The organism is Ancylobacter terrae, from assembly GCF_045108345.1.
Taxonomy (GTDB): Bacteria; Pseudomonadota; Alphaproteobacteria; order Rhizobiales; family Xanthobacteraceae; genus Ancylobacter.
The window spans coordinates 121,996-135,368 of the sequence record NZ_JBJGXH010000002.1; the positions used below are offsets into that span (position 1 = coordinate 121,996).

8 protein-coding genes are annotated in these 13,373 nt (G+C 75.4%); 3 read left to right on the forward strand and 5 right to left on the reverse strand.

The window, feature by feature from the left end:
• Positions 1 to 91 precede the first annotated feature (91 nt).
• The 3 genes from ACEUEL_RS14870 to ACEUEL_RS14880 are packed head-to-tail and all read left to right on the forward strand — an operon-like array spanning position 92 to position 4,616.
• Complete coding sequence (locus ACEUEL_RS14870) at positions 92 to 1,534, forward strand: CHASE2 domain-containing protein (RefSeq protein ID WP_405707005.1); 1,443 nt, start codon at positions 92 to 94, stop codon at positions 1,532 to 1,534.
• Entirely contained in the window at positions 1,531 to 2,454 is a 924-nt protein-coding gene (locus tag ACEUEL_RS14875) for a hypothetical protein (protein WP_405707006.1), read from the forward strand. Before ACEUEL_RS14870 ends, ACEUEL_RS14875 begins: the two co-directional genes overlap by 4 nt.
• Complete coding sequence (locus ACEUEL_RS14880) at positions 2,451 to 4,616, forward strand: caspase family protein (RefSeq protein WP_405707008.1); 2,166 nt, start codon at positions 2,451 to 2,453, stop codon at positions 4,614 to 4,616. Before ACEUEL_RS14875 ends, ACEUEL_RS14880 begins: the two co-directional genes overlap by 4 nt.
• Positions 4,617 to 4,679: 63 nt before the next feature.
• Here ACEUEL_RS14880 and ACEUEL_RS14885 read toward each other — a convergent pair whose 3' ends face one another.
• The 5 genes from ACEUEL_RS14885 to ACEUEL_RS14905 form a co-directional block, all read right to left on the reverse strand.
• Positions 4,680 to 5,936: a serine protease gene (locus ACEUEL_RS14885; RefSeq protein ID WP_405707010.1), complete on the reverse strand. Its 1,257-nt coding sequence runs from the start codon at positions 5,934 to 5,936 to the stop codon at positions 4,680 to 4,682.
• 304 nt (positions 5,937 to 6,240) lie between these two features.
• Positions 6,241 to 8,664, reverse strand: a complete 2,424-nt coding sequence (locus ACEUEL_RS14890) for a hypothetical protein (RefSeq protein ID WP_405707012.1) — start codon at positions 8,662 to 8,664, stop codon at positions 6,241 to 6,243.
• A gap of 23 nt (positions 8,665 to 8,687) precedes the next feature.
• Positions 8,688 to 10,394, reverse strand: coding sequence for a CHAT domain-containing protein (locus ACEUEL_RS14895; RefSeq protein WP_405707014.1), 1,707 nt, complete (start codon positions 10,392 to 10,394; stop codon positions 8,688 to 8,690).
• A complete protein-coding gene (locus tag ACEUEL_RS14900; RefSeq protein ID WP_405707016.1) occupies positions 10,394 to 12,682 on the reverse strand; it encodes a caspase family protein in 2,289 nt (762 codons plus the stop codon). Before ACEUEL_RS14900 ends, ACEUEL_RS14895 begins: the two co-directional genes overlap by 1 nt.
• A 118-nt stretch (positions 12,683 to 12,800) precedes the next feature.
• Positions 12,801 to 13,322: a hypothetical protein gene (locus ACEUEL_RS14905; protein WP_405707018.1), complete on the reverse strand. Its 522-nt coding sequence runs from the start codon at positions 13,320 to 13,322 to the stop codon at positions 12,801 to 12,803.
• Positions 13,323 to 13,373: the final 51 nt, after the last annotated feature.

The window sequence follows — 13,373 nt, forward strand, 5'->3', positions numbered from 1 at the left end:
CGCCGGCCGATCCTTGTGCCCGCCTCGCTTCGGCGGTCGTGCGGCGCCGGGGGGCTTCTCCAAATGCCGCCGGAATCATAGGCTAGGTATGATGAGGCGCACCGCCCGATCGGCGGCGCGCGACAGGGTGGTCGGGGTCGGTCCGTTCGTGCAGCCAAAGTCCCGTTGGATCGGTCGCCTCCTCAAGCCGGCACTGATGGCCGCCATCGTCGGCCTGTTTTCCGTCTTCGGCCTCGCCGACCGCATCGCCGGCTTCAGCGCCAATCTCGGCGAGAAGGACCGCATCGTGCGCTGGGCCTCGGTGCTCTCCGGCGCGACGCGCAACGCCATCCCGGTGACGCTGATCGACATCGACGGCCCGACCATGGCGGCGCTCGGCAACCCGCCGCGCGCGCCGCGCGACCTGCTCGCCGGGCTCATCGCGCTGGGCGCCGCCAAGCGCGCGGGCGGCATCTTCCTCGACATGGACACGGTGCGGCCCGACACGCCGGCCGGCGATGCCGCGCTCACCGCCTTCATCGCCGGCTACCCGGCCGACGCGCCGCCGCTCGCGCTCGCCCGCCGCCTCGACACGCTCAGCGAGGGCGGGGCGAACCGGCTCGTCGCCGAGCCCTCCATCCTCGACGCCGCGACCGCCGGCCACGCCAACATCCTCTGGGTGACCAGCGTCAGCCGCATCGACGAGGACCGTGTCGTGCGCCGCTGGGAGCTGAGCCAGACGCTGTGCGAGGGGACGGGCGGCATCACCCTGCCCTCGCCGCAACTCGCCGCCGCCGCCGTGGCGGGATCGCCGCCCCGCCCGCTCGCCGATGTCGCCGCCTTCACGCAGGCCCGCACCCGCGCGCTCTGTGCCGGCGACGGCTCGCCGGCCCCCGCCTGGCCGCGCAATCCCGATGCCCGCGCCGCCATCCCCTTCCTCATCGCCGACGGCCCCGATCTCGCCGCGCCCCAGTTCATCCGCCGCGGCGGGCGCGACGTGCCGCTGTTCCGCCGCGTCTCGGCCCGCACCCTGCTCACCCCGGTGGGAGCGGTGGTGGCGCCCCGCGCGGTGGCGGACGACCTGCTGGCGAACCGCTTCGTCATCATCGGCTCCAGCCATGCCGAGAGCCTCGACGGCCACCTGACGCCGATCGGCTACCTGCCCGGCGCGCTGATCGTCGCCAACGCCGTCGCCACGGCGCCCGCCGTGCTGTCGGGCCGACCGCTCGGCACGCTGGGCGCGACGCTGGTGGCGCTGGCGCTGTTCGGGCTGCTCACCGCCATCACCGCGCGGCTCAAGGCGCTGCCGGCGGCCATCGTCGTCGCGCTGGCGGTGCTCGGCTCGCTGGCGCTGCTCGGGCAGATCGTGGCGCCGACCACGGCCGGCGACATCGTGCTCGCCGCCTTCGGCATGCTCGCCTTCTTCTCCACCCTCGAGGGCGTGTTCGGCATCGCCCGGGAATGGCGCCGCCAAGGCTGGCGAGCGCTGCTGAAACCGGGCAAGCCCGTCAAGCCGAACCAGCCCGCCGCCCAACCGACGGAAGACCCCGCATGAGACGCCCCGCCCCGGCCGGCCGGTTCCGCCAAACCTTCGTCGCGCCGCAAGCCTTCGTCGCGCTCCAGATCGTCCTCGCGCTCGTCATCGGCGGCATCGTCCTGCCCGCCCAGGCGCAGGACGGCATGCGCCCGCCCGCCGGCTACATCCTCGCGCTCGACAGTGCCGCCGCCGATCCCGACGCCGCCAGCCACATCCTGCGCGAGGGGCAGGAGGTGCCGGTGCAGATCGGCGGCGCGCTGTTCGCGGGCGACCAGGTGGTGGTCGCCGATCCGACCACGGCGGTGACCATCGAGACCGCGGGCGACGGCCAGCTGCGCATCGACGCCGCCCGCTCGCCCCACCCGGTAAAGGGCGAACTGCCCACCGGCGGACGGCTCAGCGCACTGGCGGCGCTGATCGGCGAACTGTTCCAGAGCAAGCCCGAGGCGCGCACGGTGAACCTGATCGGCCGCACCGATCCCGAGCTCAGGCTGACGCTCGGCCGCGGCGTGCCCCAGCGCGTCGTCGCCGGCGCGCCGCTATGGGTCGGCTGGAGCGGAGGCGTCGCGCCTTTCGCGGTGACGATCGGAGCGGCCGGCGCCCCGCCGCTCGCCCGCGTCGAGGCCCGCACGCCCGCCGCCCGGCTCGACCTGCCGGCGGGAACGGGCGGACCGCTCGTGCTCACCGTGCGCGACGCGCAGGGGGCCGAGGCGCGGATCGACCTCGTCGCCGGGCCGCCGCCCGAACTGCCGGACTGGATCGCCACCGGCACACCGACCCCGGATTTCGCCAAGGTCGCGGGCGCGCTGTGGCTGATCGAGCGGCAGCCGGCGGAATGGGATCTCTACGCCGCCGCCCTCGCCGCGCAGGCGGGCGATTACCCGGCCGCGCAGGAACTGCTGCGGCGGCTCGCGGCGGGCGAGAGGCCGGCGCCATGAGGCGATCCCCGAAGATTTCGATCGCGCGCCTGGGCGGCGCCCTCTTCCTGCTGGCGGGGCTCGTCGCCGCCGCCGATCCCGCCGACGCCGCCACCCGGGCGCTTCTGGTGGGCGTGTCCGACTATCCCGCCTTCCCGCCCGACAAGCAGCTCAAGGCGCCGGCCAACGACGTGCGCCGCATGCGGGCCGCGCTCCTCGCCCGCGGCATCGGCGAGGCGGACATCACCGTGCTCGCCGACGGCGTCGAGGGCTCGGCCGGCCTGCCGACCCGCGCCGCCATCCTCGCCGGGATGGAGCGCCTCGCGCAGCAGGCCGGCCGGGGCGACCTGGTGATCGTCTACGCCTCCGGCCATGGCAGCCGGCAGCCCTCGCGCACCAGCCGCAAGGTCGACGGGCTCGACCAGGTGTTCCTGCCCCGCGACGCGGGCGCCCCCGCCTCGGGAGGGACCGCACCCGCCCCGCGCAACCGCTTCGACAACGCCATCGCCGGGCCGGATTTCGGCGAGCGGCTCGACGCCATCCGCGCCCGCGGCGCCGATGTCTGGTTCATCCTCGACAGCTGCTTCTCCGGCTCCGCCTCGCGCGCGGTCGGCGACGACGTGCACGAGAAGAAGATCGAGCTCGAGGATATCGGCCTTTCCGCCGCCACCGCCATGGCGCCGGACAAGACCACCGTGCTGGCCGACCTCGCCCCGGCGCTGCCGCCCGACGCCGGGCGGCTCACCGCCTTCTACGCCTCGCAGCCCAACGAGACCGCGCGCGAGGTGGCCCTGCCGCCGACCGCACCCGCCGACAAGCGCGTCTGGGGCTCGATCTTCACCACCGCGCTGACCGACGTGCTGAAGCGCGCGCCCGCGCTGAGCTACCGCCAGACTATCGTCGAAACCGGCCGGGTGCTGCGTGCCGATGCCGCCTTCCAGGCGCGGCAGACGCCGAGCTTCGAGGGCGACGGCCTCGAGGGCGCCCTGCCCGGTGCCGCCGCGCCCGGCGAGGCGGCGACCTGGCGGGTGAGCGAGGGCGTGCTCCATGCCGGCCGGATCGAGGGTCTCGAGGCCGGCGCCGTCGTCGCGTTGTTCCCCGCCGCCCCGCAGCCCGGCGACAAGCCCTCCGGCCATGCGCTGGTGGAGGAGGCCGAGGCGGTGCGCGCGCGCCTGTCGCCGCTGAAACCCGGCTGCGTGCCGGGCGCGGCGCGCTGCCCGACGGTTCCCACCTCGCCGGCGTTCAAACAGGCGGCCTATGCCCGCCTCGCCCGCCCCGCGCCGCTCGCCGCCTTCGGCATCGCCGCCCCGCGCCCCTGGCCGGGCGCCGGCGCGGCCGACCCGACGGCCCAGGCGGCGCAGGCCGACGCCCTCGCGGCGGCGCTCGCCGGCCCGCTGAAGGACCGCGCCCGCGCCGACGAGGCCGCGCCCGCGCTGGTGCCGTGGATGAGTGCGGAGGGTCTGCGCTTCATGCCGCCCGGCCTCGATCCCGCCGAGGTCGAAGCCGGCCCGCTGGTCGCGCTCGCGCCCGGTGCCGCCCCGTCGGCGGAGGATGTCGCCCGCGCCGTGCTGCGCGCCCGGCAGGTGGCGCTGATCCAGTCGCTGGCCGCGACGGGCAGCGGCGGCGATCTCGACGTGAGCGTCGAGGTGCGGCGCTATGGCTACGATGCCGGCACCCGCCAGTGCGCGTTCAAGGCGACGCCCACCGAGGTCGATGCCGAGGCGCTGGTGGAACGCTGCGACAAGGTGCAGGTGGCGGTGGAGAACCGCAGCACCCGGCCGATGCTGGCGGCGATCTTCTTCCTCGACGACGGCTGGAACCTGATCGCGCGGCGCCCGACCTGCCCGGTCGGGCTCACCGTGTCGGACCGGCTGGAGCCGGGCCGGCGGCTGCTGTTCGAGGTGCCCTACCACCCCCGCGCGATCGTGCCCGGGCGGGCGCCGACGACGACCAACGGCGTCTTCGTCGTCGGCGTGCCGTTCGTGGCGGGCGAGACCGACCTGCCCTCGCTCTGTGCGCTCGCGGCCTTCAACGACCGCGCCGCGCAGGCGACGCGCGGTGACGACACCGGCAGCGGTCTCGACGACCTGCTCGACGGGGCGACCCGCGGCGGGCGGCTGCCGCTCGAAAGCGCCAGCCTGTCCCTCGCCTTCTGGCCGATCCGCCAGCCGGTCAAGCCCTGAGCCGGCCGGGGACGGGCGCCGGATAGGGTCCGGCGCACGCCCGCGCGCCGGACGGTCCGCGGCTCACGGCCGGCGGGCGGGCTTCGCGCCGGCGGGAGCGGCGGCCGCCGCCGGGGCCGGCGGCGCGGGCGGGGCGGCGATGGTCTTCTTCATCCAGTCGGTATAGAGCGCGAGGCGGGTATAGACGCCCGGCAGCTCGGCGTGGCCGCAGCCGATGCCGAAGCTGACGATGCCCACCTGCACGAAGCTGCCATCGGCCTTGCGGCTGAGGATCGGCCCACCGGAATCGCCCTGGCAGGTGTCGATGCCGTCCACCGCCGCGCCGGCGCAGAACATCTGCGGCGTCACCACACCGCCGATCTGCGGCAGCTGCTGCTCCAGCGCCTTGCGGCCGGCCTGCGACAGGTTGAAGACGTAGCTGAGATCCTCCAGCGCCTTGCGGGCGTCGGGCGAGTTCACCAGCGCCGAGGTCAGCACCCGGTTGCACTGGTTGCGGTCGACCGCGTTCAGCGTCGATTCCATCAGGTCGACCGAGGGGCTGCCGCCCTCCGAGGTGGTGCCCCAGCCGACGATGTGCAGCTCCGCCTCGTTCGGCAGGTCGGCCGGCTCGGAATCCTTCGTCACCACCGTCACCTGGTCATAGGCGACGCCGCGCCGGGGCGTGCGGTCGAGTTCGATCAGGGCAATGTCGTTGACGTTGGTGCCGGTGACGTATTTCGGGTGCGGGATGACGCGCTTGATCGGAACCCAGTCGCGCTCCTCGGGATCGGCCAGCAGGTTGGTGCTGCCGACATGGACCAGGATGTCCTTGGTGCTGCGCAGTCCCTGCACCTTGCCGCCGGTGCCTTCCACGAAGCAGTGCGCGGCGGTGAGGATCCAGCGCGAGGTCAGCACCGTGCCCCCGCACATCGGCGCGAGGCCGGTGACCTTCCCGTTGGTGGAGACCAGACGCAGGATGCCGGCCTGGAAGGGATAGGTGCCCTGCTGCGCCTGCTGGCCGCCGACGATCTTCTCGTTGGCGCCCTTCTTCAGGATGCCGCCCTTCTTCAGCGCGACACCGGCCGCGTCATAGGGAAGTCCGCGGCCGGAGGCCGGCAGGCGGGAGGCGGCACCGGCACCCGCATCGAGGGCGGCGGCATCGTCGCCGGCGGGCAGCGTCGCGGGGCGCTCGACCGCCGCGGCCGGCGCGACCTCGACCTTGAGTTCGTCGCCCGGCCCCTCGGCGTGGGCGGCGAAGGCTCCGCAGAGAAGCGAAGCGGCGAGCGCGCCGGACCGCAGGGCCGGCCGGCGCAGGAGCGGGCGAAGGACGTGGAGCATCATGATGGGCACTCTGTGACGACGGATGAGGCTTCCGGGGGAGACGCCCGGCCGAGCCCGATCGGCCGCCCGCGCAGGCGGCGGGCGGTCGGAGCCGGGGGGCGGAGGAGACCGCGGCCATCGCGCAGGCGAGGCCACCGCCAGGGGGCGCCGAGGGTCGCGGCAGGGGCCGGGCGGGAAAGCCCGGCAGGGGGAGAAGCGTCAGCGTCGACGCGGCATGGCAGGCAAGACCGGCATCGTTCCACTTCCCCCTCGGCGCACGACGACGCGAGAATGTCAGACAATCGCGCAACGTCAACGGCTACCGTCATGGCGTCGCTGCCGCCCGGCTCGCGGCCCAGTCCGCGCCAACCAGCGTCTCCAGCAGCTTGCGATCCTCGCGCGCGCTGGCCGTGTCGCTGGCCGGCGGGCGCTGGATCTCCAGCGCCGCGCGGGCCGCCTCGCGCGCCGGGATGCCGTCGCCGAGCCCGTAATAGGCGAAGGCCTGCGCCCGCCGGATGCGCCGGGGCACGTCGCTGTCGGCCTTCAGCCGGCGCCGGCTGCGATCGAGCAGCGTCGCCAGCGTGCGCAGCGTCTCCGCGCGCGGGGCGTAGTAGGCCTCGAGATTGGCGAGGCCGAGCTGGTCGTCGAGCGCCTTCTCCTCGCCCACCAGCACCGCCTCGCTCTGCGGGAAGACATAGGCCTCGTAGGTGGCGCGGGCCTCGTCGAGCCGCCCCGCCGCCGCATAGACGGCGGCGAGCGAGCGGGCCGGCTCCAGCACCGACCAGTCGTCCTTGCCGTTGGCCGCGACCAGCGTGGCGATCGCGTCCTCGGCGAGGCGGATGGCGAGCGCCGTGTCGCCCGCGTCGAAGGCGCGGTAGGAGCGCTTGAGGTCGAGCCGCGCCAGGATCCGCGGCTCGATGCCGCTCGCCCCCGCGCGCAGCCGCTGCGCCTCGTCGACCAGCGCGGCGGCGAGGCCGGCGTCGCTCTGGTCGGAGGCCATGTCCAGCAACAGCGCGATGCGCTCGGTCTCGTGGCCGGGCTCGACGGCGATCACCTCATAGGCTTCGCGGGTGAAGCGCGCCGACAGCGCGGGGTTGGCGTCGATGACGGTCTCGGCGCGCAGGGTCAGAAGGGTCGAGAGCGCCTTGCGCCGCCCCTCCGGCGCGGCGCGGATCTCGCGGATCGCCTCGTCCGCCAGCGCATCGGCGCGCGCGGGCTCCCCCCACATCGAGGCGAGGCCGCTGACCCAGCCGATGCGGAAGGAATCGCGGCGGGGATCGCCGGGCGGGAGCCGGCTGGCGAGGCGCCCCATCAGGTCGATCGCCGCCATGTAGCTGGGGAACACATAGTCCTTCACCCCGGCATAGCTGATCGCGGTCATGTCCTCGATGCGGTCGAAATCGGCGAGGTCGAGGCTCGCCACCTGCCGGTCGACCTCGGCCCGCTCCGCCGCCGCCCGGTCGGCATAGCCGGCCGCGGCCGCGGTATGGGCGATTTCCAGCTGCAGCAGCGCCGCGACCAGCCGGCGCTTCACCTCCGGGTTCGGAATCGACCGTTCGAGCGCCACGCCCTCGCCGAGACCCGCCATGACGACGGCGCGCTGGAACGCCAGCAGGCGCAGGGCGAGCTGCGGCGCCCCCACGCGCACCGCGCGGCGGGCGAGATGGCCGCACATCTCGGCGAGGCGGGGCTCGTAGACGCCCCGGTCGAGCGCCGAGCGCACGACACGCGCCCCGGCGATGGCGGCGCCGGCGACCTCGCCGATGCTGGCGAGATAATTGCCGACGAGATCGACGCTGGCGGCGAGGTCGGCATCGTCCGCCGGCCGGTTCATCTGGCGCAGCAGCAGCAGGTCGCGCGCCGCCTCGAAGCGCTCCTCGCGCAGCGAGCCCTGCGGCACGTCGGCGAGCAGCTCGACGAGGAGGCGCTCGGCGGTGGCCGCATCGCCCGCGGCGAGGGCGCGGTCCGCCGCCTGCCGGCATTCCGCCATGCGGGCGGCGGGAAGGTCGGCGCGGCCGAGGCAGGCGCCCGCCTCCGGCGGCGGCGCGAGCGGCGCGGCGGCGGCTTCCATCTCCGCGACGATGGCGGCGAGCTTGCCGGCATTCTCGGCGTCGACGCGCCCCTTCTGCGCCAGCGGCAGCGCGCGGCGGAACACGGCCAGCGCCAGTTCCGGGCGCCCGTCGGCGCGCAGGCGCTGCCCCATCAGCAGCAGGGCGATGGTCTCGGTCTCCTCCAGCGCGTCCGGCAGCGGCCCCGCGCGCCGGGCGGCCTCGACGCTCGCCAGCATGTTGGCGAGCACCAGCAGCTGCGCGTCGCGCACGTCGTGGCGGCTATAGGCTTCCGCCAGCGAGAATTCGGCGTCGAGCGTGTCGATCGATTCGAGGGGGTTGGCGAGATAGGCCAGCAGCACCGCCTGCACCTTGGCGGAAAGCTCGGTCGGGCGATCCCCCAGCGCCTTCCCGGCATAGCCGGTGAGGCTGTAGAGGATGCCGAGCCGGTCGAGATCGCCCGCATTCTCCAGCGCGTCGCGTGCCGGCAGCAGCAGCGCCATCGCCGCGCCCGCCTGATCGTCCTCCAGCAGCTTGTACGCCGTGCGCAGCTGCTTCACCGGATCTTCCGGCGAGGCCGGCGCGGCGGCGGCCGGCGACTCGCGCAGCGGCGCGTCGGCGGTCTGCGCCCGTCCCGGCAGCAGGCCGGCGCCGAGCAGCAGCGGCACGAGCAATCCCGCCCCGAGGAGGCGCGATGCCACCCGTCGTAACATCGCCCGTCGCATCATCGCCCCTCCCCCACCATCACGAAGGGCGCCCAGATCGCCGGGTGCGCCAGCGTCGGGTCGGAGGGGTCGGCGATCAGCGCCAGCGTCGCCCGGCGGAAGGCCTCCGCCTTGGCGAGGCCCGGCTCGGCCCGCAGCGCCCCGAGCGCGCCGGTGGTGAGCCGGGCGGCGGCATCGTCGCGCACCGGCCAGTGCGAGACCAGCAGGGTGCGTGCGCCGGCATAGAAGAAGGCCCGCGCGAGGCCCGACAGGCCGTCCGCGCCCGGCGTGCCGTCGCCGCCCGCCGTGTTGCAGGCGGAGAGGATGACCCAGTCGGCGGCGAGATTGAGCCGCGCCGCCTCCGAGGCGGTCAGCAGGCCGTCGTCGCCCCCCTCCCCCTCGGGCGGGGTGAAGACCAGCGCGGGTTCGGCGAGGCCCGGAATATCGCCGGCCAGCAGCCCGTGGGTGGCGAAGGCGAGCACGCGGTATTGCGAGAGATCGGCCGCCAGCACCGCGCTCTTGGTCGCCGCCGCGCCGGTCTGGACGGCATCGGGGCCGGCCCCCAGCGTTTCGGCGAGACGGCGCAGCTCGCCCTCGGTCTGCGGCAGCGGCGCGAGGCTGCGCACGGTCTCGCGGCTGACCGTGCCGCCGCGCAGCAGCGTTCCCGCCACCGCCGCGCCGCGGCTGGCGATCTGCGCCGGGGCCGCGCGCCCGCCCAGCAGCGGCGCGCCATAGCCGCGGAAGGGCAGCGGCGCGCTCGAGACGGCGGCGGCCGCGCGCAGCGTCTTCAGGCTCGACACCGAGGGCAGCGTGACGATGGCCTGCCGCTTGATCAGCCAGGCGGTGTCGCGCAGCGCGGCGGGGTCGGTGTCGTCGCCCGCCGGCGGCTGCGTGACCAGCAGCGCGAAGGGGATCGAATCGAACGGCCGCTCGGCGACGACGAAGACGCGGGCACGGCCGGCCAGCAGCCGGTCGAACGGCGCCAGCAGCCGGGCGAACAGCTCGTGCGCGCTGGCCCGGCTGAAGCTGGTGCGCACGCTCTCGCCGGCGCCGTCCACCTCCGCCTCGCCGAAATCGCGCAGCGCGCCCGAGCGCATGACCGCGACCGCGCCGGGATCGAGCCCGGCGCGCAGCCCCTTCACCTGCGCCACCAGATCGTCGCGGGTCGCCGGCACGCGCTGCCAGTCGGCGTCGTCATGCGTCACCGCCCAGACGAAGGTCTCGCGGGTGGCGACGAACACCAGCACCAGCGCCTCGTCGGGGCCGAGCAGCGCCTGCGCCTGCGCGATGGCGACCGGTTGCGGCTGCGAGAGCTCGGCATAGGCCGGGAAGCGGGCGGCCATCTCGCGGTCGCTGTCGGCGATGCGCGCCTCCAGCGCCTCCGCCTCGGCGCGCCGGGCGGCGACCGCCGGATCGTCGGCCGTGCCGGCGGTGCCGAGCGCTTCGACCAGCGCCCCGTCGGCGCTCTTCCAGGCGGCGACGAGATCCTGCCGCTGGCGCACCAGCCGGGCGAGGCCGTCCGAGCCCGCCGCGAAACGCACGCCGAGCTGCGCCAGCGCGAGGCTGGCCGAGGTGAGCATGGCGGTCTGGGCGGAGCGGAACGCCTCGTCGCGCAGTTCCGCGGGCGTCGGCGTGGGGGTCGGCGCCGGCTCGGCGGCGCGGGCGGCGGGGCCCGCCAGCGCGAGCAGGACGAGCGCGAGAACGGCGAGCGGGCGGCGCGCGCGCATCAGCGTCCTCCCCCCGGCGGCAGCAGGTCGAGCGTGAACTGGCGCACGACCGGGCCGCCGGCGGCCTCGGTCTCCTCCTCGAACGGGTTGGCGGCCCGCAGCGCGGGATCGACCAGCGCGGCGCGGCTCAGCAGGTCGATAAGCCCGCCCTTGCCGCCCGCATTGCGCAGCGCGGCCGCGCCGGCCGCCGCCGTGGCGGCGTCGCGCTGCAGCAGGTGGCAGAGCGAGGGCGGGATTCCCCCCGTGCGCGGCAGGGCGAAGACCAGGATGCGGTGCAGCCCGATCTGGCCCGGCCCGTTCTTGCCCCAGCTGCGCAGCGTCGTGCGCAGCACCAGCGGCCCCGACGCCTTGGCCGGCAGCGTGGCGATGCAGCCGTTCTGCCGCCAGTCCTTCACCGGAACGTCGATGCCGCCGAGCGGATCGAGGAAGAACACGCCGAGATCGATATCGCGGTCGGATCGGTTGGCGATGGTGAGGCGCACCATGTCGCAATGGGCGAGCGCCGCCGCCGCCCCGCTGTCGACCGGCAGCGGCGCCGAAGGCCGCGCGGCGGCGGCGCAGGCGCGGCGCGGATCGGCGAGCCGCGCCGGATCGGTCTCGCGGATGCGCTCCAGGGCGATCTCGATGTCGCCCGCGCCGGCCCCGGCCTCCATCTCCGCGAGGCTGGCGACGCGCACGAGATTGGCGGCGCGGGCATAGGCGAACACGGCCGCGCGCAGCTGCCGGTCGAAATCCCCCGGCGGCAGGTCGAGCGGCAGGGAGAAGCTGCGGCCATAGGCCTGCGGGTCGCGCACGAGCGGGGCGCCCTCCGGCGCCAGCCAGAGCCGGCCCTCGGCGACGTCGAGCCGCAGATCCGCCGGCGCCCCGGGGGCCACCGGCTCGACGCCGATCGCCGGCCCGCCCTCGCCGGGCGCGAGCGCGGCGCGGATGCGCCCGTCGACCGGGGCGTCCGCGACACCGGCGACGCGGAAGCGGAAGGCGACGCCCGGTCGCTCCACCTGCGCCCACAGCCCGCCCTCCCCCGGCGCCGGCGGATCGGCGAGCGGGGCGCGGCTGTCGGCGGCGGTGGCGGTGTCGAGGCGCGCCGTGCCGAGCCGCGCCGCGCCGCCCAGCGGCCCGTCGAACAGGGCGACCTCGGCGCCGGCATCGAAGCCCTGCAGCGCGCCCGCCTCGATCACCACCTCGCCATTCTCGAGGCGGGCGGGAAAGCGCGCCGCCCCTTCGCCCGCCGCCCCGAACAGGCCGCGATCGAGGTCGCCCTCGAACACCGGCAGCGGCGCCTGCGCGAGGCGCGAGCCGGCGGCGATGTCGAGCGAGACGCGGCGGGCGAGATCGCGGAAGCTGCGCGCCTGCCCCGCTTCCAGCGCCCGCAGCAGGTGCCAGGTGAAGACGCCGAACTTCGCCTGCTCCTCGCCGGCCGACCCCGACGCCGCCCCGGTCGATGGCACGGGATAGGCGCGCTCGATCGCCAGCGTCCAGGAATCGACGGCGAAGAAGGCGATGAGCGGGCCGGCACCACCCGCGGCCACGGCCGCGCCGCCGCGCAGCGTCGCGGGATCGAACGTGCCGGCGCGCTCCGGCGGGTGCGGCGCGGGCGGCGTGGCGGGCGGCGTCGCCCCCGCCGCCGGCACGCCGAGGGCGAGCGGATCGACGCTGCGCGTGGCATCGGCCGAGCGTGTCACCGAGCCGGCATGGCAGGCGTCGACCACCACCCACACCGTCGCGCCCCGGGCGCGGATGCGGTCGAGCGCGGCGCCGAGTTCGTTGTCGACGATGGCATTGCGGATGCCGCGGGCCGCGGCGTCGTAGCGGCCGGCATCCTTGGGCAGCAGCACCTGGTCGCGCCCGCCCGCCTCGATCTCCGCGTCCTCGCCCCCCGCTCCTTCGCCCTCCGCCTGGGTCTGCGGCTGGGTGGTGCCGTGGCCGGAATAGTGGAACAGCACGAAATCCCCCGCCCCGGCCCGGGCGGCCAGACGATCGAGACCGTCGAGGATGGCGGCGCGGGTCGGCGCCGCCTCCGGCGTCGGCGTATCGGCCGCCGCCGGCAGTCCCTCCGCCAGCACCTCGATGTCGGCGGGCGCGAAGTCGTGGCGGACCAGATAGCGCCAGAGCGCGACGACGTCGTTGCGCGGCCCCTCCAGCGGGCGGATCGAGGGCTCGTCATAGGCGGCGACGCCGACCAGCAGCGCGAGGTTGCGGGCCTGCGCTGCCCCGGGCGCAGCCCAAGGCGCCAGCGCAAGCGCAAGGATCGCGAGGAGACGATGCCGGAACGGCGGGGGCACGCGCATGCTCAGCCGGCGCCCCGGCTTTCGGTCCGCGAACCCCGCATGGCCCGCCCTGTCCCCCACTGCGATGGCGGGACTATAGGTCGGCGATGACGGTACGGGAAGTGGTGGCGCATGACGCTCAGTCCCGGCATGCGGTGACTTTCCAGAGCCCGTCCGGCGGCACGAAGCGGCGCCCGTCGCGCTTCCAGTCCCAGAACGCCTTGGACAGGCCCGGCAGCTGCATCAGCGGCGGCGCCGCGGGCGCACCGTCATCGGGCCGGGGATCGACCCGCTTGAGGTTGTCGCCGAAATAATAGAGCGATGCGGAGGGCGCCTTTGCCGCGTCGAAGCCCTTCCTCGCCCCGCCCGGCGGCACCAGCATGTAGACGTGGACGGCACTGAAGCCGGGCGGATCGGCCACCGCGAAGTCGGCGGCGAGCTTCTGCCGGTTCTCGGCGAGGCGGATGATCCAGGGCCGGTCGGCATCCGCCGGCGCCGGGTGCACATGGGTGATCTCCCAGGCATTGGCGACGCCCGCCTCCGCCCCCCAGTCGTCGTCCGCGTCGAGCGGGGTATAGACCGCCTTCTCCAGCGGGCAGGCGAACGCCGCCGGGGCGAGCGCGGCGAGAATCAGCACAGCGAGTCCGGCGAGGCGGGGCATGGATCGACCTTGGAGCATACCGTGCGCAATGGTATTCACGGGCGAGCCTCC

Excerpts from the sequence above, each read along its gene's own strand:
- ACEUEL_RS14905 (WP_405707018.1), bottom strand. The coding sequence starts at position 13,322 with ATGCCCCGCCTCGCCGGACTCGCTGTGCTGATTCTCGCCGCGCTCGCC.
- ACEUEL_RS14900 (WP_405707016.1), bottom strand. The coding sequence starts at position 12,682 with ATGCGCGTGCCCCCGCCGTTCCGGCATCGTCTCCTCGCGATCCTTGCG.
- ACEUEL_RS14895 (WP_405707014.1), bottom strand. The coding sequence starts at position 10,394 with ATGCGCGCGCGCCGCCCGCTCGCCGTTCTCGCGCTCGTCCTGCTCGCG.
- ACEUEL_RS14885 (WP_405707010.1), bottom strand. The coding sequence starts at position 5,936 with ATGATGCTCCACGTCCTTCGCCCGCTCCTGCGCCGGCCGGCCCTGCGG.
- ACEUEL_RS14870 (WP_405707005.1), top strand. The coding sequence starts at position 92 with ATGAGGCGCACCGCCCGATCGGCGGCGCGCGACAGGGTGGTCGGGGTC.
- ACEUEL_RS14875 (WP_405707006.1), top strand. The coding sequence starts at position 1,531 with ATGAGACGCCCCGCCCCGGCCGGCCGGTTCCGCCAAACCTTCGTCGCG.
- ACEUEL_RS14880 (WP_405707008.1), top strand. The coding sequence starts at position 2,451 with ATGAGGCGATCCCCGAAGATTTCGATCGCGCGCCTGGGCGGCGCCCTC.